Below are 23,058 nucleotides of genomic sequence, written 5' to 3' on the forward strand. Positions count from 1 at the left end.
GCCCATAGGCGAAAAGTTTCTGAGAAGCCCCTTTTCCAGCTGGAGAAGGGGCTTTTTGGTGAATAAGATTCCGGTTCAGACGGTCACTCCAGCCAAGTGCGCCGCGATAAGCTGGGCATGGTGCCGGCCGTTCTCAATGAACCAACGACTGGTGGCGCGGCCGCCGCACACGGTGCCGGCCACAAACAGGCCGGGCCGGGTAGTTTGGTGGGTGGCGGGGTCGAAGAGCGGGGCGCGGGCCTCGTCGGCTGGGTCGGGCTCCACGCCGAGGCGGCCGAGCAGGGCTTCATCGGGGTGGTAGCCGGTGAGGGCGTACACGAAATCGGTGGGAATCGTGAGCGGGCCTTCGGGCGTGAGTACTTCTACAGCCTCGGGCGTGATGGTCGTGATGGTGGTGTTGAAGTGCGCCGTGATGCGGCCCTCGGCAATGCGGTTGACGAGGTCGGGGCGAATCCAGTATTTCACGGAGTCGCTGATGGCAGCGCCGCGCACGAGCAGCGTGACCTTAGCCCCAGCACGGGTCATCTGCAGGGCGGCTTTGGCCGAGGAATTCTTGGCCCCGATAACCACCACGTTTTGCATAACGTGCTGGTAGGGCTCCTTGTAATAGTGGCTGACGTGGGACAGGTCTTCGCCGGGCACGCCCAGCGGGTTGGGCAGGTCGTAGAAGCCAGTGGCCACGACCACGTTGCGGGTCGGGATTTCGCCTTTGTTGGTGCTGATGATGAAATTGCCCTGCTCGCCGCTCAGGCTCAGCACTTTTTCGTGCAGGCGGATGTCCAGTTTTTCGTCGCGGGCCACGCGCTGGTAGTAGTCGAGGGCATCTTCGCGCAGGGGCTTGTAGTGGGCCGTGGGAAAGGGGTAGCCGCCGATTTCGAGCAGCTCGGGCGTGGAGAAAAACTCCATGTTGGTGGGGTAGCCCACCAGGGAATTGACCAGCGCACCCTTTTCGATGATGGCCACTTTAAGGCCTCGGCGCTGGGTTTCGAGGGCGCAGGCCAGGCCCACGGGGCCGGCTCCGATGATGAGAACGTCGAGCATATGATGTAAAAACGCGTATTCGCGTCGCGTCGTTGAACAGTTAGTGGCTATAGCTTCTCTCGCAGCCAACCGGGCCGGATGCTGAGACGCAAATGTGCGCCCCTACCTTTGCGCCATGCGTACCTGCGACCTGTGCGGCAGCACCGATTTTAAGAAGCTGCCTTTCTATTACGAATTTGAGGGCCAGCGGCTGCAAGGCACCCGGTGCCGCGCCTGTGACCTGATGTTTCTCGACCCCCAGCCCACGCCCGCGCAGCTGGAAAGGCTCTACGGCAAAGACTATTTCACCGAGCGCCCCAACTACGACCGGACCCAACAGGAAGTCGTGTTCATCGAAGATGGCCAGAAGCAGGCTGCTTTAAACCAGGTTCGGCCCGACAAGTTTACCAACTACATCCTGGCCAAGTACCCCGGCCGCCGGTTTCGCTACCTCGACGTGGGCTGCGGCCCCGGCTACACCCTCAAAAGCCTGGAAGCGCTGGGCTGGGAAGCCCACGGCCTAGAAATATCGGAGCACGCCGCCGACTTTGCCCGCCGCGAGCTGCACCTGCCCGTCGTCACGGGCAATATTGAAACCACCGAGGACTTCCGCGAAAACCAGTTCGACCTCGCCTACATGGGCGACGTACTGGAGCACCTGCTTTCTCCCGCCGCCACGCTGGCCAAGTTTCACCGCATTCTGGAGCCGGGCGGGCTGCTGGTGCTGGCCCTGCCGGCCACCCTCAACCTGCCCACCGTGCGCCTGGGCTTCGCGGCCTACGGCGCGCTGGGCAAGGAACGCAAGATGGACATTCCGCCCTACCACTTGTTCGAATTTACGCCGGCCACCATTACCAAAATGCTGAAACAGCAAGGCTTTGAAGTGGTGGAACTGCTGAACCCGGTGAAGCCGCCCAAGAACATTCGCCTGGGCGGCAGCGTGGTGGAAAAGGTGAGCAAGCTGGCCGGCCAGTACCCCACGTACTACCTAAACAAGCTAACCGGACGCTTCGGCGACCGCATGTTCGTGGTGGCGCGCAATGTGAAGTAGGCCAAAAAAAACGTCATGCTGCGCTTGCCGAAACATCTCTACCGCGTAAGTAACGAATTACTATTGCGCGGTAGAAATGCTCCGGCAAGCGCAGCATGACGTTCTCAGTATTACGGCATTTCGGCCTGTATTCTGCTGCTACAGCTTAATCGTGCGCTTGCTCACCACCTGGCCGTTCACCGTGACGGTGGCGATGTAGAGGCCGGCGCGCAGGCGGCTGCCATCCACAGCCACGGAGTGTGCACCGGAGGCGTAATCTTTATTCGTGAGCACGGTTTGCACGCGGCGGCCCACCTCGTCGAACAGCTCGACGGTGACCGCACCGGGCGTGGGCAGCGTAAACGCCACCGCGAACGAACCGCTGAACGGCACGGGGCTCAGCTCCAGGCCCGGCGTGGCTGGCGAAGTGCCAGGCGCGGCACGCAGCGTGAATGGCGTGGCATTGATGCCCAGGAAACGGGCCATGAGTGGGGTAATCGATGTGTTGTCGAGCAGGCCCTGGCCGGCAATACCTTGCGCCCCGAAGGTGGGGTCGGCGCTGTTGGCATTGTCCTCGGCCCCCACCCAGATGTCCTGCGGGGTGTGGTTGCCGGGCGTGGCACCCTGGTTGCTGCCCACGCCGGTGCTGGCGCGGGTGCCGTTGCCGTTGGTGAGCGGGTTCGAGCCGTAGGCGACCACAATGCGCTTGCCGGTAGCCGAAGCCGGCTGCGGGTAGTCTTTGCCCTGGAAGCTGTTCATCACGTAGTCCGGGAACCAGCCGCCTACGCCGCCGTCGCCGCGCACCAGGTTGGTGGGGGTGGCGTAGCCGACTTCGGCCGGCACTGACTTGGTAATTTGGCCCGAATAGGTCCGGATTTTGGTGCCGTTGGCCTGGGCATCGGCTTCGTCGTGCAGGCCCGTGACGGCAAAGCCGCCGCACTCGTGGTCGGAGGTGCTAAAAATCAACGTTTTGCCAGTCGTGGAAGGGGTGGCGAGCAAGGCGCGGCCCTCGGCCACGGCGTAATCGAAGGCCATTACCTCCTTAATCATGTAGTCGGAAGCATACACATTGGTGGTGCGGGGCGTGGTGGGCGTGGCCACGTAGTTCGATTCGCCACCCAGGGCGTAGGCCGGCTTGTCCGCGTCGACGGTGTACTGGTTGCCGCCGGCCGGGTTGGCCACCACCGTGATGCCGCCGGCATTGGCGTGCTCCAGGTGGTCGATGCGGCCGGCTTCTACCATCAGAAAGAAACCTTTGCCGTTGCTTTTGGCCTTCAGCACTTCGATGGCAATGTGGGTCATCTCAGCCAGCGAAGGCTCCCAGGCGGCGTTGGTCTGGCGGTCCTGCTCGAAGTTGACGTGCGAGGAGTGGAACAGGCCCAGCAGCTTTTTGCCACCCACGCCATACTGACTCAAGTTGATGTTGTTGAGGGCATCGCGGCTGTTCACGTAGCCGTAGTTGCGCTGGGTCACGGCGTAGCTCACGAGGTCTACGTCGTCGGCCCGGTTGCCTTTCAGCGTCGCGGCCACGCCGGTAGCCGGGTCGATAATGGCCGCGCCGTTGCGGTCCACAATGGTTTCGTAGGTGCTAGTGACGCCGGCCGTGCGGGAGCGGGGCATGAAGTGCCGGGCCCCACCACCCAGGATGACATCGAGCTCCACGCCTACTTTGGGCGTGGGCAGCACCCAGTCGCGGGCCGCCGTGTAGCGGTACGAGGCCGTGGGGCTGCTGTTGAAAATGGCTTCGTACTGGGGTTGGGTCGAGGCAATGTACTGGGCCGAAATGTAGTCCTCCAGGTCGCGGTACCAGATATGGCTGGCGAAAGCAGCCGGCGTGGCGTGCGTGATGCGGGCCGTGCTCACGAGGCCCACGGCATAGCCCTGCTTCTTGGCCGCCTCCAGGATGGTTTCGATGGACGCGCCGGTGGCGGGGTTCAGCGAAATCACCTCGTTGTCCTGCTTACCCTGCTTGCCGCAGGCGTACACCGACGCGCCGGGGGCCGAATCCGTAATCCAGGAGTTGAGCGAGTGGGTAGTTACGGTGGCGTTGTACTTCAGCTTGTCAAGGTTCAGCACCTGGAAGCCGGCATCGGAAGCAAAGCGCTTGCCCGTATTCCCCTGGCCCATAGCCATGCGCGCCGCCGTTTTGGGAGCCAGCCCGAAGCCGTCGCCGATGTAGATGATGACGTTGTTGTTGGCAGCCTGCGCACGGGCCTCCTGCCCTGCCAGCGCCGCCAGCACCAAGCCGCTGCCGAGTAAAACTTTCGCTTTCATAAAACCGTGAAAAAAGGTGAGGTAAGTAGTTTCCGGCCGCAAAATTCCACCGCAGCCGTGAGGCTGGCGTTACGGCCGCATCAATCCTTTATTAAGAATGAAAATCCAAAACACCGTTTGATAACGATTATATAACCAGCTGCTTAAGTCGACCCCGCTACCTTTGCGGCACCCCTTGCCATGCCCGTCCGCTCATGCTTTTTCCTCACCCGAATCGGTCCTTTCCCGGCTTGCGCCCGGCCCTGCTGAGCTTGTTACTACTGGCCTTTTTTAGCGGCGCGCAAGCCCGGCCGCGCCCGCACTACGCCGTGGCCGGCCACGAAAAGCCGGTGGCCCTGCTGCACGCCGGCAAAGTCACCTTCCTCGTCACGGCCCACAGCGTATTTCGGCTCGAAGGCGCGGCATTTGTGCGCAAAACGCAAGTAGCCAGCGCTATTCAGTGCGCCGCACTGGCCGATACCGCCCTCTGGCTGGGCACCCAGGCGGGCCTACTGCGGCTGAACACGGCCTCCTTCAAAATGCACCCGCTCCGCTTGCCCGGCACCGACGCCGCCCCCAGCATCACGGCCGTTTTCCGCGATGCCAGGGGGGCTGTGTGGGTGGGGGCGAATGGCCAGGGGGCATTCCGCTGGGCCAACAATGCCTTTGTTCAGGAGCTGCGCACGCCGGCCATCAACGGCGGCGTAGCCACGGCCGACAGCTCCGTCTGGATTGCCACCAGCATCGGCCTCAGCCGCAAGCAGGGTGGTGAGTGGACGCGCTACAACGAGGAAAGCGTGGCCAACCGCGAAATCCCCGACAACATCGTGGAAAAGCTGCTGCCCGACAACGCCGGCAACCTCTGGGTAGTGATGTCGGATGCCATCTGCGTGTTCGAGGGCGGCGGCCGGCGCGGCGCGGCCGAGGAAGAGTTGCCCACCGTCAAGTTCATTGGCCGGCCCGGCAATGAGGTAACGGGCGTGGCGGCCGTGGCCGGCGCGGGCCGCCTGTTTGCCACCGCCCAGGGCCTGCTCCTGCTGCCCAACGAGCCCGCCGACAAACTAGCCGGCTTTGCCCCGGCTACCGATAAAGTGGAACCCAAACGACTACTTCGCCCCTTGGCGCTGCCCCCCGGCACGGGCAATCCCGTGCTGCTGGCAGTAGACCAGCAGCAACGGCTGTGGCTGGTAAGTGAAGTAGGCGTCACGGTGCTCACGACGAAGGAATTTCATCGGCTGGCGCAAGCTGCAACCGCAGCCAGCGGTGCCACTGCGCAGCGCTAAACCGCGTACCGCGAAGCTCCGCCGCGCGTTCGCGCCTTACCCACCCTCCCGGTTGGCCGTAACAGAAAATGCCCAACGTCGCGCTGACGTTGGGCATTTTCGTTGAACGCGGGGCGAAATAAAATTTCGCGGCACCCGTTTTTACAGCAGCTCGGTGCTGCGCTTCACGAATGCCGTCAGGGCTTCGCCTTTCAGCAGGCCCTGGGCCAGCAGGGCCAGGTCGAAGGCTTGCTTGGCGAGCTTCTCGCCGCCGTCGGCCAGCACTTTGCTCACGAGCGGGTGGTTGGCGTTCACGGTCACGTCGTACGACTCGGGGAAAGCCCCGAACATCTGCATACCGCCACCGCCGCCGGTGCGCTGCATGTCCTTCATGCGGCGCATGAACTCGTTCTGGGTGATGACCACCGGGGCATCCTGCGGGCTAAGGGCGGCCACTTTCACGTGCATGGCCGGGTTGGCAATGGCCGTGGTGAAGGTGGTTTCCAGCTGCTTTGTGTCGTCCTCGGTCAGCACGCTTTCGGTGGTGCCTTCCTTCTCGATGAGCTTGCTTACGGTGTCGGCATCGACGCGCTTGAAGCTGGTTTTTTCCAGCTTCTGCTCCAGCTGGCCGATGAAGTGCGGGTCGAGGATGTGGTCGAAATTCAGCACGTCGTAGCCGCGCTCCTGGGCGGCGGCCACGAAGCCGTGCTGCTGCTCGGCATCGTTGGTGTAGAGCACCACGGTGTTGCCGTCCTTGTCCTGTTGGTTGGCCTGAATATGCTCGGTATACTCGCTGATGGTGAACAGCTTGCCGGCCACGTTCTTCAGCAGTACGAAGTCTTTGCCCTTGTCGTAGAACTTCTCGTCGCTCAGCATGCCGTACTTCACGAACATGCCGATGTCGCCCCACTTCTCCTCGTAGCCGGGCCGGTCCTGCTTGAACAAGCTGCTCAGCTTGTCAGCCACCTTCTTGGTGATGTAGGTATTGATTTTGCGCACCGCCGCGTCGGCCTGCAGAAAGCTGCGCGACACGTTCAGCGGGATATCAGGCGAGTCAATCACGCCGTGCAGCAGCATCAGGAACTCCGGCACCACGTCCTTCACCTCGTCGGTGATGAACACCTGGCGCGAGTACAGCTGAATCTTGTTGCGCGAGAACTGCAGCTCGTCCTTCACCTTCGGGAAGTAGAGGATACCCGTCAGGTTGAAGGGGTAATCCACGTTCAGGTGAATCCAGAACAGGGGCTCATCCATGCTCATGGGGTACAGCTCCTGGTAGAATTTCTTGTAGTCCTCGTCGGTCAGCTCGCTGGGCTGCTTGGTCCAGATGGGGTTGGTGTCGTTGATGAGCTGGCCCTCGAACTCAATCGGGATGGGCAGGAACTTGCAGTACTTGGTGAGGATGGTGCGCAGGCGGGCCTCCTCCAGAAACTCGTCCGAGTCTTCGGCTACGTGCAGCACCACGTCGGTGCCGCGCTCGGCTTTCTCGGTGCTTTCGAGGGTGAAGGAAGTGCTGCCATCGCAGGTCCAGTGGGCGGCTTCGGTGCCTTCCTGGTAGCTCTGCGAAAATATTTCGACCTCCGTGGCTACCATAAAGGCCGAGTAGAAGCCCAGGCCGAACTGCCCGATAATCTGGTCCTTCGTCGCGGCGTCTTTCTCCTTGTACTGCTCCACGAACTCGGTGGCACCAGAGAAGGCAATCTGGTTGATGTACTTCTTGATTTCTTCGCCGGTCATGCCCAGGCCGTGGTCCGAAACCGTGATTTTGCGGGTTTCCTTGTCTACGGTCACGCGCACTTTCAGCTCGCCGAGCTCGCCGGCGTACTCACCCAGCTGGGCCAGACTCTTGAGCTTTTGGGTGGCATCGACGGCATTGCTGACCAGTTCCCGCAGGAAAATCTCGTGGTCGGAATACAAGAACTTCTTGATAATCGGGAAGATGTTCTCGGTGTGGATGGAGATGGAGCCGGTTTCTTGCATGATATAAAATGGAAACGGTTGAATACGGACGGAATGGCCGGACCCACAAGCGCGGGTCCCGGCCACCGGGTCCTTCAAACCGTGTTCCAAGGGGCGGGGCGCTGTCAGATTGACAGCGGGCGGGCGGCGCTACTTCGCCTCGTCCCACTCGGCCACTAAGCGCCGGCCGGCAGCGGCGTCGCCGCCGGTGAACCAGTCGTAGGCCGAGAGCGCATCTTCGAATATCTGCAGCTGGTAGTGCATGAACCGCTTTCCGAACCAGAGCATCGCCTCGACGGCCATCTGATTATGCAGCTGCGCGGGGCTATAGATGACGGCCACGCCGCGCAAAGGCCGGCGCGACACGCGCGGAAACCAGTGCACCGACATCCACAGCTCGTCGCGCATCTCCACGGGCGGCATCCCGTCGAAATCGACCAACACGTAATGCGGGTGCAGGTCCTCTACTAAATCGCGGCAGTAGCGCATGCCGGCGCGCAGCAGCTGCGCCGTGTGTGCCCCCACCCACTGAAAGCGCATCAGGCGTAGCTCGGGGTCGTGCTGCACCTGAAAGTGGTGCTGAAGCGGAAATATCACGGTTCTGGCAAGCTAGAACCGGTCGGACCGCATAGCTTTCGCCCCCGATTCCGGCCCGGGCGCGTGCACGGCATCCCACTCGGCCAGCACTTCGGGCAGCCGGGGCGAGAAATCGCTAATCCATTGCATGCCCGAGCCGACGTTTGGGAAAAACTGAATGTCGAACTTGATGAAAACCCGCGCGAGCGCCAGCATCGATTCGATAGCCAGTTGATTGTGGACGCGTTGACGGTTGTTGATGAGCACCACCCGTTCCAGGGGCAGCTTCACAATGCCGGGCATCCAGTTGGCGCCGAGCCAGACCTGGTCGTACACCGAAATGTCCGGAAAGGTATTCATGTTCAGCAGCAGGTTCTGCATGCCCAGTTCCTGGTCGAGACGCAACAGCTCAAGCGCACTGGCCCGAAGGTTGCGGGCATCGTCGCCGGCAGCCCATTCCACGCGCAGCAAGCTCAATTCCTCGTCGTATTGTAGGGAGAAATCTGGAATTGACGTTATTATCACAAGAAAATTAACTGGAGCTGCTACTAAGCGGGAAAGATACAATGCACTAACGAAAAACAGCAGTTTTTCGGATGACCATTTCTTGGTTAAAGTTATTTTTTTACTTCGTGCAGCTGAATCTCCGTACTTTTCGACTTCATTTTGTGCAAGCCCATTTTTAGCTGCATCTTTGCATTGTGCAAACACCCCGTCTCCTTTTAGCCTGGCTGTTGCTGCTGTGCCTCGTGCGCACGCTGCTGCCTGAGGCGTGGGTACTGGCGCTGCACCGCCACGAGCACACCACCGCTGAGCCGGCGCAGGCCACCGCCTTCCGGCACACGGGCAAGGCGCTGCTCAGCGTGCAGCACCAGCACTGCCCGGTCGAGCAGTTTTACGACGTGGCCTATCAGGCCGCCGGGCCCGTGGCAATGCCCCGCCCCCGGGTGGCCCCGCGCTACGCGAAGGCGACAGCCCTTCCGCCCGTGCGGCCGGCAGCTGGTGAAGTGCTTTTTGCGCGCTCCCTGCGGGGGCCGCCCGCCCGCGCCTAGCTGCCGGCGCGTTCTTTTTTCTTTTTGGTAATACGCGGCTTCTCCCGCGACCGGGCCTCTGTGGGCCGGCTCGCGGGCCGGGCTGTTTTTAACATATTCGCATGTTTTCAACTTTTTTGCGCGCACTTATTTGCGTGGGGCTAGCAGCCGGGCCGGCCGCTATTTCGGCGCAGCAGGCCCCTACGGCCCCGCGCGGGCGGGTGGCCGCACCGCCACTCACCGGCCGCGTGGCAGATGCCGCCACGGGCGAGGCTTTGCCGGGTTCCACCATCTTATTCGATGATTTGAAGCAGGGCACGGCCACCGGGCCCGACGGCTCGTTCAGCTTTGCCAACCTGCCGCGCGGGCGTTTCACGGTGCAGGTGCGCTCGCTGGGCTACAACACCGTGACGCAGACCGTGGACACGGGCAGCGGCCAGCCGCTGGAGTTTAAGCTGACGGTGGCGGCCACCGAAATCGGGCAGGTGGTGGTAACGGGCGTGTCGCAGGCCACGCAGCTGCGGCGCTCGCCGGTACCCACGGCCGTAGTCGACCATATTCGCCTGAACCAGACGGCGGGCTCGAACCTGGTGGATGCCATTGCCCATACGCCGGGCGTGGCCCAGATTACGACCGGCGCGGCCATCAGCAAGCCCGTGGTGCGCGGGCTGGGCTACAACCGCGTGGTGACGCTGAACAACGGGGCCCGGCAGGAAGGCCAGCAGTGGGGCGACGAGCACGGCATCGAAATTGACGAGTTCAGCGTGGACCGGGCCGAGATTATTAAGGGCCCGGGCTCGCTGCTGTACGGGTCCGATGCCATGGCCGGCGTCATCAACTTCGTGGCCCCCGACCCCATTGCCGAGGGACGCATTAAAGGCTCGGCCATTACCAACTATCAGACTAATAACCATCTGCAAGCCTATTCCTTCGAGAATGCGGGCAACCTGAACGGGCTGAACTGGCTGGCGCGCGGCACCCGCAAGATGGCCGGCGACTACCGAAACCGCTACGACGGCCGGGTGTATAACTCGGGCTTTAACGAGTGGGATGCGAATGGCTACGTGGGCCTGAACAAAAGCTGGGGCTACTCACACCTCACCTTCAGCAGCTTCAACCAGCGCCTGGGGCTGACGGAGGGTGCCCGCGACACGGTGAGCGGCCGCTTCGTCCGGGAGGTGTTCCTCGGGCGCTACCCCGACGGCACCCCTGCCACCACCACCGTGCCCGTGACCGATGCCGACCTGCGCGGCTACGGCCTGGCCGTGCCCCAGCAGCAGGTGAACCACCTACGCATCGGCACCGACAACAGCTTCATTCTGGGCGGCGGCGGCCGGCTGGGCCTGCAAGTGAGCTACCAGCAGAACCTGCGCCGCGAGTACGGCAACCTGCTCGACCCGGCCGAAACCTCGCTCTACTTCCAGCTGCGCACCGTGGACTACTCGCTGCGCTACTTCCTGCCCGAGCGCAACGGCTGGAACCTGACCGTGGGCAGCAGCGGCCTGCATCAGCAAAATCGCAACCTGGGCGTCGAATTCCTGATTCCGGCCTACCGCGTGAACGAAGCCGGAGTGTTTGGGGTGGCCAAAAAGACCATCGGCGCGCTCGACATTAGCGGTGGGCTGCGGTACGATGTGCGGCAGATTGCGGCCGACCGGCTGCGGCTCGACGGCGACCAGCGGCCCAGCCAAGACCCCACGGCCGACACCAAATTCCCGGGCTTCCAGAGCACCTTCCGCAACTACAGCGGCAGCCTGGGGGCGGCGTATAATTTGAACGAGAAGCTGACGGTGAAGGCCAACCTGTCGCGCGGTTTCCGGGCCCCCAATATTGCCGAGCTGGGCTCGAACGGCAAGCACGAGGGCACCATTCGCTACGAAATCGGCAACGACAACCTGGCCGCCGAAACCAGCCTGCAGCTCGATGCCGGCGTGAGCTACGTGAGCGACCACGTGCGCTTCGGCGTCGATGCCTTCACCAACAGCATCAGTAACTACATTTTTACGCGGCGGCTGCTGGCGGCCGGCGGGGCCGACTCGCTGCGGAATGGCACCCTGGCCTATAAGTACGAGCAGGGCCAGGCCCGCCTTTACGGCGGCGAGGTGAGCCTCGATTTCCACCCCCACCCGCTCGACTGGCTGCACTTCGAAAATTCGTTCTCGATGGTGCGTGCCCGCCAGCTGAACGTGCCGGCCGAGGAGCAGTACCTGCCTTTCATCCCCGGCGACCGGCTGCAGTCGGAGCTGCGGGCCAATTTCCGCCGCTCCGGTAAGCGCATCACCAACCCCTATGCCCGCCTGCAGCTGGAGCGCACCTTTGCCCAGGACCGGTTCTTCTCGGCTTTCGGCACCGAAACGGCCACGCCGGGCTACACGCTCATCAATGCCGGCGTGGGCACCGACGTGGCGTCGGCTACCGGCCGCACCTTATGCTCGGTCTACCTCACGGCCAACAACCTGTTCGACGTGGGCTACCAGAGCCACCTCAGCCGCCTGAAATACGCCGACTACAACGTGGCCAACGGCCGCACCGGCGTGTTCAACCAGGGCCGCAACGTGAGCGTGCGGCTGGTAGTGCCGCTCAGCTTTAAGTAGCAGCGCCGCCGGTTGGGGTGCCGTTGATAAGCCGCCCACCTTCCTTTTGAGGAGGGTGGGCGGCTTTTTTAGTGCTAGCCGGTGATAATTGCGCCAGAAATGGATTAATTGGTACATGCCTGCTCCGATGACAACTCCCCTCCCCCTTCCGAAGACGTTGCCGCCCGCCCACGCCCTGCGCCAGGCGCTGCTGGCCGACCGCGAACGCGCCCTAACCCAGCTGTACCGCCAGGCTTTCCCGGCGGTGCGACGGCTGGTGCAGCGGCAGGGCGGCGCGGTTCAGGATGCGCAGGATGTGTTTCAGGACACGCTGGTGGTTTTTTATGAGCAGGCAGTAAGCGGCACCCTGGTTCTCACGGCCTCGGCCAGCACTTACCTGGTGAGCATTGCCCGCCACCGCTGGCAGCAGGAGCTGCGCCGCCGCGCCCGCCTGCCCGCCGAAACCCTGCCTGATGACGCCGCGCCGCTGGCCGCCGCAGAACCGGACACCTTTCCCGAGCCGGCCTTCGCGGTGCTCGATTACGTGGAGCGGCTGGGGGCGAAGTGCCGCACCGTGTTGCTGAGCTTCTATTACTTCCAGCAGCCGCTGGCCCAGATTGCCGCCGCCCAGGGCTACCGCTCGGTGCGCTCGGCCACGGTGCAGAAATTTAAGTGCCTCGAGCGGCTGCGCGCGTCGGTGCGCGCCGCCTTGCAGACCGAAACCATTGAATATTAAGCCATGCGCCCCGCCCTCGAACGCCTGCTTCTCATCGAGCAACAGCTTCTGAACGGCCCGGCCGCATTACCGGCCGCCGACTGGTACCTGCGCCAGCTCCTCGACGGCGAGCTGGCCGCCGATGCCGCCGCCCAGCAGCAACTTTACCACGGCTTGCGCGCGGCGGGCCGCCAGCAGCTGCGACACGAGCTGCGCGCGATTCATGCCCGATTATATACGGGACCGTTCGGCTGGCTCCGCCGCCTCTGGCCGGGGTAGCGACGCAACACCTCCGATTCCTCCTTTACGGGCCTTCTTCCCCTGCTTTCGGGCGCGGCTGGCCGCGCCATGCCTTTTTCCAATCCCATACACTTATGCTCAATCAAGCCGAATTCCGCAAGTTTGCCGTGCACGGCCGGGGCCTCAACGGCCTGACCGTTGACCAGTACCTGCGCCACGCCGAGGGGTTGGCCCGGCCACTCGTCACCAACATGACCCGCTCCGTTATTGAGGAGCGGCCGCAGAATTTCCGCGAAATAGACGTGTTTTCGCGTCTGATGATGAACCGAATTATTTTCCTGGGCCAGGCCGTCGACGACAACATTGCCAACATCATCAACGCCCAGCTGCTGTTTCTGGAATCGGCCGATTCGCGCAAGGATATCCTGCTCTACATCAACTCGCCGGGGGGCTCGGTGTATGCCGGCTTTGGCATGTACGACACCATGCAGTACGTGCGGCCCGACGTGGCCACCATCTGCACGGGGCTGGCGGCCAGCATGGGCGCATTTCTGCTGTGCGGCGGGGCCATTGGCAAACGCGCGGCCCTGCCCCACGCCCGCATCATGATTCATCAGCCGTCGGGTGGCGTGCAGGGGCCGTCGGCCGACATTGAAATTACGGCCCGCGAGGTGGTCAAAATTCGCGGGGAGCTTTATGGCATCTACGCCGAGCGCACCGGCAAAACCTACGAGCAAATTCACGCCGACTCGGACCGCGACTACTGGCTGCGCGCCGACGAAGCCCAGACCTACGGCCTGATTGACGAAGTGCTGACGCGCTAGGCCATCCGTTCACGGGCGGGCCCGCACGCACCCAAAGCGCCGGCTTACACGTTCTTCACGTAGCGCCAACGCTTTTCCGCCTCATGCCCCACGACCACGACCATTCTGCCCCCGGCCACTCGCACGCCGGCCACCAGCACGCCGCCCCGCCACCCGGCGGCGGCTTCAGCACGGCCTTCGCCGTTGGCATCATCCTCAACGTGCTGTTCGTCATCGCCGAAACGGCCGGTGGCCTGTGGGCCAATTCGGCTGCCCTGCTCTCCGATGCCGGCCACAACCTGAGCGACGTGCTGAGCCTGGCCCTGGCCTGGGGCGCGGCCTGGCTGGCCGGGCGGCCGGCCACTCGCCGCTACACGTTTGGCTACCGGGGGGCCACCATTCAGGCCGCGCTGCTGAACACAGCCCTGCTCTACGCCGCGCTGGGCTTCATTTTGTGGGAAACCATCGACCACCTGCGCCACCCCGAGCCGGTGAACGGCCGCTGGGTAATGCTGCTGGCCGGCATCGGCATCGTGGTAAATGGCGTGACGGCCCTGCTCTTCCGCAGCGGCCAGAAGGGCGACGTGAACGTGCGCGGGGCCTACCTGCACATGCTCACGGATGCCCTGGTGAGCGCGGGCGTGGTAGCCGGCGGCGGCCTGGTGCTGCTCACCGGCTGGGCCTGGCTCGACCCGGCTATCAGCTTCATCATTCTGGGCATCATTGCCTTCAGCTCGTGGGGGCTGCTGCGCGACAGCCTGCGCCTGGGCCTGCAAGCCGTGCCCGACGGCATCGACCCCGAGGCCGTGCGCGCTTACCTGCTGGCCCAGCCCGCCGTCGAGTCCGTGCACGACCTGCACATCTGGAGCCTGAGCAGCGCCGGCCACGATGCCGCCCTTATGGCCCACCTCATCCGCCCCGGCGGGGCCGATGCCGCCTGGCTGGGCACCCTCACCAAAGGGCTCGAAACCCAGTTCAACATCCGCCACTGCACCGTGCAGGTGGAGGATGGAGCGCTGCCCGGCGGCTGCCACGGCCAATGCGAAATACCGGCTTCGGTGGCTTAGTTGCCGGTTGTTGGTTGTCAGTTGTTAGCTTGCCACGGCAATAAGGTCGAAACGCACAACCAGTAAAAACAACCGACAACTATTAGATGCAAGCTTCCCTGTCTACTAAAAACACCGTTCTCACCGCGGCCGTCATCGTGGCGGCACTGGGTTACTTCGTCGATATTTATGACCTGATTCTGTTCAGCATCGTGCGCGTCGAGAGTCTCCGGGACCTGGGCATTGTTCCCGGCACGCCGGAAATGACCAATAAGGGGCTGTTCCTGATTAACACTCAGATGGCGGGTATGCTCGTCGGGGGTATTTTGTGGGGCATTCTGGGCGATAAAAAGGGGCGGCTGTCGGTGCTTTTCGGCTCCATTTTGCTGTATTCGCTGGCCAACATCGCCAACGGCTTCGTGCAAACCATCGACCAGTACGCCTGGCTGCGGCTGATTGCCGGCATCGGACTGGCCGGCGAGCTGGGCGCGGGCATCACCCTCGTGAGCGAGAGCCTGCCCACCGAAAAGCGCGGCTACGGCACCATGATAGTGGCCACCATTGGCGTGAGTGGGGCTTTGCTGGGCTACTGGGTGGGCACCCGCTTCGGCTGGCGCAATGCCTATTTTGTGGGTGGCGGGCTGGGCCTGGCCCTGCTGGTGCTGCGCGTGAGCGTGTTCGAGTCGGGCATGTTCCGGCAGGTGCAGGCGCGGGCCGACGTGGCGCGCGGCAACTTCCTCAGCCTGTTCACCAATCCGGCCCGGCTGAGTAAGTACCTGCGCGTGCTCCTGATTGGGGTGCCGCTGTGGTTTGTGGTGGGCATTCTTATCACGCTGGCTCCGGAGTTTGGCAAGGCCCTGGGCCTCACGGGCGAGGTCACGGCCGGGCTGGCGGTGTTCTGGTGCTACTTCGGGCTGGTGTTTGGCGACTTCATTAGCGGGGCGCTCAGCCAGCTGTGGCATTCGCGCAACAAGGCGTTGCAGGTGTTTCTGGCGCTTTGCACGGTGCTGGTCGGCGTTTATCTGTTTGGTGTGCAGGGCGCTTCGCCCACTACTTTTTACACGGTGTGCTTTGTACTGGGCGTGTCGGTGGGCTTCTGGGCCTTGTTTGTGACGGTGGCCGCCGAGCAGTTTGGCACCAACCTACGCGCCACGGTAGCCACTACCGCCCCCAACTTCGCCCGGGGCGCGGTAGTGGGCCTGGTGCCGGCCTTCAAGTACCTGAGCGGGGCGCTGGGCAGCATTGTGTTGGGCGCGGCGGTGCTCGGGGCGCTTTCGCTGCTGGTGGCCTTCTGGGCCGTGAGCACCCTACCCGAAAGCTACGGCAAAGACCTGGACTACGTGGAGGAATAACCGCTACGGAGCCGTTTTTTCCACCTCGGTTATTCTCTGGACAGGCTTGCCGCAAACCTTGCCGAAGGCCCGGCGTACACGGCCCGTACTTAACCGGGCAGCCGTGCCCTTTCCCATGAAAAAAATATTCGGCCTGATGGCCGTTCTGGCCTTTTCGGCCCTTTCCGCACAAGCCCAGACCACGCCGCCGCCCACCACCGACCCCAGCATGGTGCCGGCGCTCACCCCCGAGCAGCAGGCCCAGCGCGCCACCGATGCCAAAGCCACCTACGACGCCCAGAAGCAGCAATCTAATGCCAGCGACCAGGCCGTGCGCGACAGCAAAAACCAAATCAAGGAAACCGCCAATCAGAAAAGCGACCTGAAAAAGCAGCTCCGCGAGCAGCGCAGCCAGGAAAAAGCGCAAAAGGCCCAGCTTAAGGAGCAGCGCAATGCCGCCAAAGAAGCCAAAAAGCAGGAACGCGCCGCCCGCGACGCCGCCCGGGCCGAGAAGAAACGCGCCAAGGAAATGAAATAACCAGACGGTTACTCCGTCCTATTTCAGAAAAACTCCGGCGTCGGCCGGAGTTTTTTTATTGCCCGGCTTTCGGTCCGGCCACCTACTTTCGCACACCAAACCAATTCCCCCGCATGGCTACGCCCACCAAAAATACCCCCATGTACTACCCGTGGCACCATTTTGTGCTGCTGCCACTGGCCTTGCTCATGGCGGGCTACACCGTATTGCGCTACACCAAAGTTGCCGGCGACGACGACCAAATAGCCCGGCTCTGGTTCAGCGTGGCGGCCCTGGCCGTCATCGGCTTCGGTGTGCTGCTGATGCTGCGCCAGCACTACGCCCTGCAATTGCAGGACCGCATTTGCCGGCTCGAAGTGCGCCAACGCTACTTCGAGGTGAGCGGCCAGCGCTTCGCCCCCCTCGAAAAGCAGCTTAGCCTGGCCCAGATTCTGAGCCTGCGCCTGGCCGGCGATGCCGAGCTACCCGCCCTGGCCGAGGCCGCCGCCACCGAAAATCTTAGCCCCAAAGACATTCAGGTCCGTATTACCGACTTTCAGTTCGACTCGATGCGCGTCTGAGCAGGTGAAGCGGTGAGTTGGCGAAATGGCGGGTTATTTACTCCGCTTGCCTTGGCCTGAACTCATCATCTCACCAATTCACTATCTCACCGAAATATGATTCTCTACAACGTTACGACCAGCATCGAACCCGCCGTAGCCGCCGAATGGCTGGACTACATGCGCACCACCCACATTCCGGAGGTAATGGCGACCGGCTTTTTCCTCAAAAGCCAGCTGCTGCGCCTGCTGAATGAGGAGGAAGGCGGCATGACCTACGCCGCTCAGTATTACTGCATCAGCCAAGCCCAGCTGGATGAATACCAAGCCATTTGCGCGCCGGCTTTGCGGGCCGACATGGAAAAGCATTTTGCCGGTAAGTACGTCTCGTTCCGCACCCTGCTGGAGGTGGTGGAGTAGCCCACTCGCACGAAAAGAACGTCAGGCAGCGCTACGCATCGCCTGACGTTCTTTTTTGCACCAGCCGACCAGGCACGAAAACGGCCGCCGTGCTGTTGAAACAGCACTTCATGAAAAACATTATCTTCTTCGGCGACAGCCTCACCGCCGGCCACGGCCTGCCGGCTGCCCACAGTTTCCCCAGCCTTTTGCAGCAGCGCCTCGATGGGCAGCCGCTTCCTTATAAAGCCTACAACTACGGAGTGAGCGGCGAAACCAGCGCCGGCGGTCGCCAGCGCTTGGCTACCGTGCTGGCCCGCCACCCAGTCGACGTATTTGTGCTGGCCCTCGGGGCCAACGACGGCATTCGCGGCATTCCGGTGCGCGAAACCACCCAAAACCTGCAGTTCATCATCGATGCGGTGCAGCGCCAGCACCCCGCCGCGCAGCTCGTACTGGCCGGCCTGGAATTCCCCTTCGACCTCGGCCCGCTCGGCGGCCACCGGCTCGCCCACTACGCCACCGAATTCAAAGCCCTGTTCCGCACCCTGGCCGATAAAAACGCGCTGCCTTTCATTCCCTTTTTGTTGCAGGGCGTACTGGGCCGCCGCGAGCTGAACCTGCCCGATGGCGTGCACCCCAATGCCGCCGGCCAGCAGATTCTGGCCAACAACGTGTGGCAGGTGCTGGAGCCGCTGCTGTAGTACGCGGCCTTGGCGGCGCGCTACGGCCTATCCGAACAAATTACCCTGGACCGGCTGCGGAATAATGCGCGGCGGCGCTACGGCAATGCCCGTGAGTCCCTTCAGCTTCTCGAGCAAGTATTGCGTGAAAATGGGCGCGTGGCGCACATCTTTCTGGTGAATGAAGAAGTAGACCTCGTGCACGCCCTGGGCCACCCAGGCCGCGATGCGCTCGGCCCAGGCATCGGCCCGCTGGTAGTCGGTGCTGTGCAGGCCGTGGCCATTGAAGCGGATGAAGGCCGTGGGCGTCGTCAGGCGCAGGGGCAGCACGTCGCGCCGGCCGGCTACGTCGGTTATCACCAGCGTTTTGTTCAGGGCTTCGAGGGTGGCGAACACGGCATCGGCCAGCCCGGCATCGGCAAACCAGCGCGGGTGGCGCAGTTCCACGGCCAAGGGCACGGTTTCGGGAAAGTCGAGCAGGAAGCGCTCCAGGCGCGGCAGGTGCTCGGGGCCGAAGTGCGGCGGCAGCTGCAAAAAGGCCCAGCCCAAGTTGTCGCCCAGCCCTTCGAACGCCCGCGCCGTGGTCACCACCAGGTCATCGGCCTGAAACAGCTCCCGCTCGTGGCTGATGCTGCGCGGCAGCTTGGGGCAGAACTTAAAGCCCGATTCCGGCCCCACGGCCTCGCGCCAGCGCCGCACTGTGGTGGCGTCGGGAATGCGGTAGTGGGTGGTATTCAGCTCGATGCTGTTGAACTGCTGCGCGTAGTAGCGCAGGTATTCCGGTTCCTTAATACCAAGCGGAAAGTAAGAGCCCAGCCACTCCTTATTCGTCCAGATGGGGCAGCCCACGTGCAGGCGGGCCGGCGCGGGCTGCGTAGGCCGGGCCCGGGCCAGCACGCGGGCCGTTTCGGGATGGTCGGGCGGCAGGCCAAAATCAACGAAGCGCAGGTCGGGCAAACGGCCAAAATCCATGGGGCAAAGGTAAGCTCGATGTTGGAGCGATTTCGGAGTCCGCGCCGCCACCACTCCGCTTTCACGAGGAATTGCTCGCGGGAGAAAAGGGAGTTCAGGGGGCTAGCGCGCGGTGCGGGAAGCCCCGAGCAAAGCCCGCCCCGGCCGCGCCACCAACCCAGCACGCCTGGCCCGGAATTCGAGGGCCGAAATAAACAAGGTGCCAGCCAGCCGCTTACGAAAAAACCCGGACCTGTGCAACCCGGTTTCAAAGGTAGTCGTAGGGCCGAAGCCCAAATTTTACACCCGTCGCATAATCTAATTTCAGCACCGACGCAAGGGTTGGGAGCTGGTTGGGCAAAATATAGTTTGGGTTGCCTCACGGCCCGTTTTGCAGGCGCATCTTAGATTAATTAAATACAAGTTTTATGGGAAAAAGATAATTATATGCCCGATTCCGTTAGCAGCGTGCGGCTGCTTTTTAGCATTGCTTGGTGGGTGGGCCTATGTTTGTCCTGCTCACCATCTGCAAATTCGCATGATTTTAGTTCGACGCTCTGTAGTAACTGCCCTTACCAGCTGCCTTTTTTTGCTGCTGGGTTTTGTGGGCACGCCGGCCCTCGCCCGCGTGCCGCGTACCAACCACTCGGACCCCACCGCCAGCAGCACCACCACCGTGCTGCGCGGCCGCGCTTCCTGGTACGGCAGCTACTTCCAGGGCAAGCGCACGAGCAGCGGCGAGCGCTACAATCGCCACGCTTACACCTGCGCCCACAAAACCCTGCCCTTTGGCACTCGCCTGCGGGTAACCAACGTGAAGAACGGCAAATCAGTCATCGTGCGGGTTTCCGACCGGGGCCCGTTCCGCCACCAGCGCATTCTTGATTTGTCGGAAGCCGCCGCCCACCCGCTGGGCATCGTCGATTGCGGGGCCGCCACCGTGGTAGCCGAAGTAGTAGCCAGCGAAACCCCGCTCGGCCCGGCCACTACGCCCGCCAACCTGGCCGCCCTCTACGACGCCGACCCCAACCCCGACGCCGCCTACACGACATACAAAGTAGGTACCGCCCGCCCCGAAGCAGCGCTCGTAGCCGCCGCGCCCGTCACGACCGCCGAAGTAGTCGACATCGCCGAATCGGTAGATTGCCCGGCTGGTTTCCTCATTCAGGCCGGCTCGTTCGTCGAGGCCATCAATGCCGAGGCCGTGCAGGCCCGCATCAAAGCGCACCTGCCCGGGGTCGCCGTCACCATCACCCAGGATTTGGTCGATGGCCGCCAGCGCAGCCGCGTGCTCGTGGGCAACTTCGGCGAGCGCCCCGAGGCCGAAGCCGTGCGCCAGCAGCTGCTGCTGTGGGGCATCGGCGGGCTGGTGCGCGAAGTGGCGCTGCGGTAAGTTTTTTTAGTAGTGTGTATTTCGTATTGAGTAGTTAGATTCTTTTGGTTGGCTGCTTCCTGTTTTGGCAACAGTTGCCGACTGAAATCCGCCGTGCCCGCCCGGAGAAGCAATCGACGCTATTGTCGTTACTTGCTACTCCGGGCGGGCGCGGCATTTTCATTGGCTCCAGCTAAAGTCTCACTACTGAATACTCACTACTACTTATGCTGAAAGCCCTGCTGGCTCTGGCCGCGTGCGTCACGCTCGTGTGGATGCTCAATACCAAGCACGGCGACCTGCCGCCCTTTGGCAAGCTGCTGAGCCCTTACCGGGGCTTTTGGCAAAACGGCGAGCGGCCCGGCGACTTCCCCGACCGCCAGACGCTGGCCCTGCCCGGCCTGCGCCAGCCCGTAACGGTGCGCTACGACGACCACCGCGTACCCCACGTATTCGCCCAGAACGACGCCGACCTGTACTTCGCCCAAGGCTACCTCACGGCCCGCGACCGCCTTTGGCAGATGGAGTTTCAGACCCACGTGGCCGCCGGCCGCCTGAGCGAGATTGTGGGCCCGGCCCGGCTCGAAACCGACCGGTTTTTCCGGCGCATGGGCCTGCCCTTCGGCGCGGCCAACTCGCTGAAAGTAATGATGGCCGACCCTGCAACGCGTACCGTCCTGGAGTCGTACTCCGCCGGGGTCAACGCCTATATCAACCAGCTCACGCCCGCCACGCTGCCCTTCGAGTACAAGCTGCTCGACTACCGGCCCGAGCCTTGGCTACCCCTGAAATGCGCCTTGCTGCTTAAGTACATGGCTTGGGATTTGAGCGGGCGCACCGATGATTTGCGCATGAGCAACATTATGCGGCAGTACGGCCCGGCGGTGGTGAAGGACCTGTTCCCGGACTACCCGACCCGCGAAGACCCGATTGTACCGGTGGGCACGCCGCTCGATTTCAAGCCTCTGACCGCGCCGGCTATGCCCAAATCGTTTGAGGCCGCTTACGCTACGCAGCAGCTGCGCACCGAGCCCGATGCCGACCTGGGCTCCAACAACTTCGCGGTCAGCGGCCTGAAGTCGGCCTCGGGCTACCCGCTGCTGGCCAACGACCCGCACCTGCAGCTTAACCTGCCCAGCATCTGGTACCAGATTCAGTTGAGCGCGCCGGGCCTGAACGTGTACGGCGTGACCATTCCGGGCGCGCCGGCCGTCATCATCGGCTTCAATGAGAACGTGGCCTGGGGCGTAACCAACGTGGCCGCCGACGTACTCGACTTCTACCAGCTAAAGTTCAGGGATAGCGCGAAGCGCGAATACTGGCACGATGGCCATTGGAAGCCCGTGCGCCGCGTGGTGGAGCGCATCCGGGTGCGCGGGCAGCCCGACCGGCTCGATACCGTGCTCTACACCCACCACGGCCCGGTGGTATACGACAAGGATGAAAAACCTTTCCTCCCGCAAACTCCCATCGGCCACGCCATGCGCTGGACGGCCCACGACGGGGCCAACGAAGTCGGCACCTTCGTGCGCCTGAACCACGCCCGCACCTATGCCGACTACACCGCCGCGCTGGCTACCTACGGCTCGCCGGCCCAGAACTTTATTTTTGCCGACAATGAAAAGGACATTGCCATCTGGCCCAATGGCCGCTTTCCGCTGAAATGGCGCGACCAGGGCAAGTTCATTCTCGACGGCACCGACCCGGCCTACGACTGGCAGGGCTGGATTCCGCAGGCCCAGAACCCGCACGTGAAAAACCCGGCCCGGGGCTTCGTGAGTTCGGCCAACCAGTTTTCGGCCGGCCCCGACTACCCCTATTACCTCAACTGGAACTACGCCAGCTACGAGCGCGGCCACCGCATCAACCAGCGCCTGGCCGCCATGACGCGGGTGACGCCCGACAGCCTGCGCCGCTTGCAAAACGACGTGCTCGACCTGAATGCTCAGCTGATGCTGCCCCGAATGCTGGCTCTGGTGAGCGACCCGGCCCTGGGAGCCACGCCGCCCGCCGCCACTTCGCCCGAGGGCAGCGTGCTGGCCGAACTGCGACGCTGGCCCTACCAGTACACCGCCGATGCGATGGGCCCCACCATTTTCAACCTTTGGTACGCCAACTTGGTGACGCGGCTCTGGGACGATGACTTTCCGCTCGTGCCCAACGGCCCGGCGCTGCGCTACCCCAGCCGCGACCGCACCAACACGCTGATTCTAAACGAACCTAGTTCGCCCTGGATTGACGACCGCCGCACCCCCGCCCACGAAACCCTGTCCGAGCTGGCCCGGCAAAGCCTGCGCTTCGCCACCGACTCGCTCACCCGCAAGTTCGGCCCGCTCTCGTCCAAGTGGCGCTGGGCCGCCCAGAAAAGTACCGACGTGCTGCACCTGCTCCAGCTGCCCGGATTCGGCGAGATGGACCTGGACTGCGGCGGCGGCAGCGCCATCGTGAATGCCACCACCGAGCGCAATGGCCCCAGCTGGCGCATGGTGGTGGCCCTGGGCCCGCGGGTGCGGGCCTACGGCGTGTACCCCGGCGGCCAGAGCGGCAACCCCGGCTCACCGTTCTACAACAACCTGGTCGAAACCTGGCGCGTGGGCCAGCTGGACGAACTGGTATTTCTGCGCTCAGCGAACGAAGCCAACCCACGGGTGAGCGCCTCCTGGACGCTGCGCGCGCAGTAGTTTGCGCGCCCTTAGTCGCTCGTCTCTTTTCGGTTTCCTCTCCATGTCTTTCAGAA

At 63.1% G+C, this 23,058-nt stretch carries 21 protein-coding genes; 15 read left to right on the forward strand and 6 right to left on the reverse strand.

What is annotated here, in order from left to right:
- Positions 1-75: 75 nt before the first annotated feature.
- On the reverse strand, positions 76-1,041 hold the full coding sequence (locus ABIB44_RS06780) for a YpdA family putative bacillithiol disulfide reductase (RefSeq protein ID WP_354583873.1): 966 nt from the start codon (positions 1,039-1,041) through the stop codon (positions 76-78).
- A 115-nt stretch (positions 1,042-1,156) separates the two neighbouring features.
- Here ABIB44_RS06780 and ABIB44_RS06785 point away from each other — a divergent pair, with 115 nt between their 5' ends.
- A complete protein-coding gene (locus tag ABIB44_RS06785; protein WP_354583874.1) occupies positions 1,157-2,071 on the forward strand; it encodes a class I SAM-dependent methyltransferase in 915 nt (304 codons plus the stop codon).
- Positions 2,072-2,209: 138 nt separating this feature from the next.
- Here the strand turns inward: ABIB44_RS06785 and ABIB44_RS06790 are convergent, their stop codons facing one another.
- On the reverse strand, positions 2,210-4,324 hold the full coding sequence (locus ABIB44_RS06790; protein ID WP_354583875.1) for an alkaline phosphatase: 2,115 nt from the start codon (positions 4,322-4,324) through the stop codon (positions 2,210-2,212).
- Positions 4,325-4,518: 194 nt separating this feature from the next.
- On the opposite strand from ABIB44_RS06790, the gene ABIB44_RS06795 reads away from it, so the two are divergent.
- Entirely contained in the window at positions 4,519-5,586 is a 1,068-nt protein-coding gene (locus ABIB44_RS06795) for a ligand-binding sensor domain-containing protein (RefSeq protein ID WP_354583876.1), read from the forward strand.
- Between the two features lie 141 nt (positions 5,587-5,727).
- On the opposite strand, the gene htpG is transcribed toward ABIB44_RS06795, so the two are convergent.
- The 3 genes from htpG to ABIB44_RS06810 all read right to left on the reverse strand — a co-directional run bounded on the left by htpG (position 5,728) and on the right by ABIB44_RS06810 (position 8,625).
- Positions 5,728-7,545 carry a molecular chaperone HtpG gene (gene htpG / locus ABIB44_RS06800; protein ID WP_354583877.1) on the reverse strand — a complete coding sequence of 606 codons (1,818 nt, stop codon included), beginning with the start codon at positions 7,543-7,545 and terminating at the stop codon, positions 5,728-5,730.
- Positions 7,546-7,674: 129 nt separating this feature from the next.
- Positions 7,675-8,121: a hypothetical protein gene (locus ABIB44_RS06805; protein ID WP_354583878.1), complete on the reverse strand. Its 447-nt coding sequence runs from the start codon at positions 8,119-8,121 to the stop codon at positions 7,675-7,677.
- A gap of 12 nt (positions 8,122-8,133) precedes the next feature.
- Positions 8,134-8,625: a hypothetical protein gene (locus tag ABIB44_RS06810; RefSeq protein WP_354583879.1), complete on the reverse strand. Its 492-nt coding sequence runs from the start codon at positions 8,623-8,625 to the stop codon at positions 8,134-8,136.
- Positions 8,626-8,801: 176 nt separating this feature from the next.
- On the opposite strand from ABIB44_RS06810, the gene ABIB44_RS06815 reads away from it, so the two are divergent.
- The 11 genes from ABIB44_RS06815 (at position 8,802) to ABIB44_RS06865 (ending at position 18,019) form a co-directional block, all read left to right on the forward strand.
- Positions 8,802-9,152: a hypothetical protein gene (locus tag ABIB44_RS06815; RefSeq protein ID WP_354583880.1), complete on the forward strand. Its 351-nt coding sequence runs from the start codon at positions 8,802-8,804 to the stop codon at positions 9,150-9,152.
- 116 nt (positions 9,153-9,268) lie between these two features.
- On the forward strand, positions 9,269-11,725 hold the full coding sequence (locus ABIB44_RS06820) for a TonB-dependent receptor (protein ID WP_354583881.1): 2,457 nt from the start codon (positions 9,269-9,271) through the stop codon (positions 11,723-11,725).
- 127 nt (positions 11,726-11,852) lie between these two features.
- A complete protein-coding gene (locus ABIB44_RS06825) occupies positions 11,853-12,440 on the forward strand; it encodes an RNA polymerase sigma factor (protein ID WP_354583882.1) in 588 nt (195 codons plus the stop codon).
- Positions 12,441-12,443: 3 nt separating this feature from the next.
- Entirely contained in the window at positions 12,444-12,698 is a 255-nt protein-coding gene (locus tag ABIB44_RS06830; RefSeq protein ID WP_354583883.1) for a hypothetical protein, read from the forward strand.
- Positions 12,699-12,793: 95 nt separating this feature from the next.
- On the forward strand, positions 12,794-13,483 hold the full coding sequence (locus ABIB44_RS06835; RefSeq protein ID WP_354583884.1) for a ClpP family protease: 690 nt from the start codon (positions 12,794-12,796) through the stop codon (positions 13,481-13,483).
- An 83-nt stretch (positions 13,484-13,566) separates the two neighbouring features.
- Positions 13,567-14,529 (forward strand): cation diffusion facilitator family transporter, encoded by a 963-nt coding sequence (locus ABIB44_RS06840; RefSeq protein WP_354583885.1) that lies wholly within the window; start codon positions 13,567-13,569, stop codon positions 14,527-14,529.
- 86 nt (positions 14,530-14,615) lie between these two features.
- On the forward strand, positions 14,616-15,860 hold the full coding sequence (locus ABIB44_RS06845) for an MFS transporter (protein ID WP_354583886.1): 1,245 nt from the start codon (positions 14,616-14,618) through the stop codon (positions 15,858-15,860).
- A 115-nt stretch (positions 15,861-15,975) separates the two neighbouring features.
- Positions 15,976-16,377, forward strand: coding sequence for a hypothetical protein (locus ABIB44_RS06850; protein WP_354583887.1), 402 nt, complete (start codon positions 15,976-15,978; stop codon positions 16,375-16,377).
- A 113-nt stretch (positions 16,378-16,490) separates the two neighbouring features.
- Positions 16,491-16,937 carry a DUF6526 family protein gene (locus tag ABIB44_RS06855; protein WP_354583888.1) on the forward strand — a complete coding sequence of 149 codons (447 nt, stop codon included), beginning with the start codon at positions 16,491-16,493 and terminating at the stop codon, positions 16,935-16,937.
- Positions 16,938-17,033: 96 nt separating this feature from the next.
- Positions 17,034-17,336 (forward strand): DUF4286 family protein, encoded by a 303-nt coding sequence (locus ABIB44_RS06860; RefSeq protein WP_354583889.1) that lies wholly within the window; start codon positions 17,034-17,036, stop codon positions 17,334-17,336.
- A gap of 110 nt (positions 17,337-17,446) precedes the next feature.
- Positions 17,447-18,019 carry an arylesterase gene (locus tag ABIB44_RS06865; protein WP_354583890.1) on the forward strand — a complete coding sequence of 191 codons (573 nt, stop codon included), beginning with the start codon at positions 17,447-17,449 and terminating at the stop codon, positions 18,017-18,019.
- Positions 18,020-18,046: 27 nt separating this feature from the next.
- Here the strand turns inward: ABIB44_RS06865 and ABIB44_RS06870 are convergent, their stop codons facing one another.
- The gene (locus tag ABIB44_RS06870) at positions 18,047-18,970 is read right to left on the reverse strand and encodes a DUF72 domain-containing protein (RefSeq protein WP_354583891.1); all 924 of its coding nucleotides are present in this window, start codon (positions 18,968-18,970) and stop codon (positions 18,047-18,049) included.
- 517 nt (positions 18,971-19,487) lie between these two features.
- Between ABIB44_RS06870 and ABIB44_RS06875 the strand changes: the two genes are divergently transcribed.
- On the forward strand, positions 19,488-20,342 hold the full coding sequence (locus tag ABIB44_RS06875; RefSeq protein WP_354583892.1) for a septal ring lytic transglycosylase RlpA family protein: 855 nt from the start codon (positions 19,488-19,490) through the stop codon (positions 20,340-20,342).
- A 206-nt stretch (positions 20,343-20,548) separates the two neighbouring features.
- Complete coding sequence (locus tag ABIB44_RS06880) at positions 20,549-23,002, forward strand: penicillin acylase family protein (protein WP_354583893.1); 2,454 nt, start codon at positions 20,549-20,551, stop codon at positions 23,000-23,002.
- Positions 23,003-23,058: the final 56 nt, after the last annotated feature.

Origin of the sequence: Hymenobacter sp. UYCo722 (genome assembly GCF_040547115.1) — a bacterium.
Classification (GTDB): domain Bacteria; phylum Bacteroidota; class Bacteroidia; order Cytophagales; family Hymenobacteraceae; genus Hymenobacter.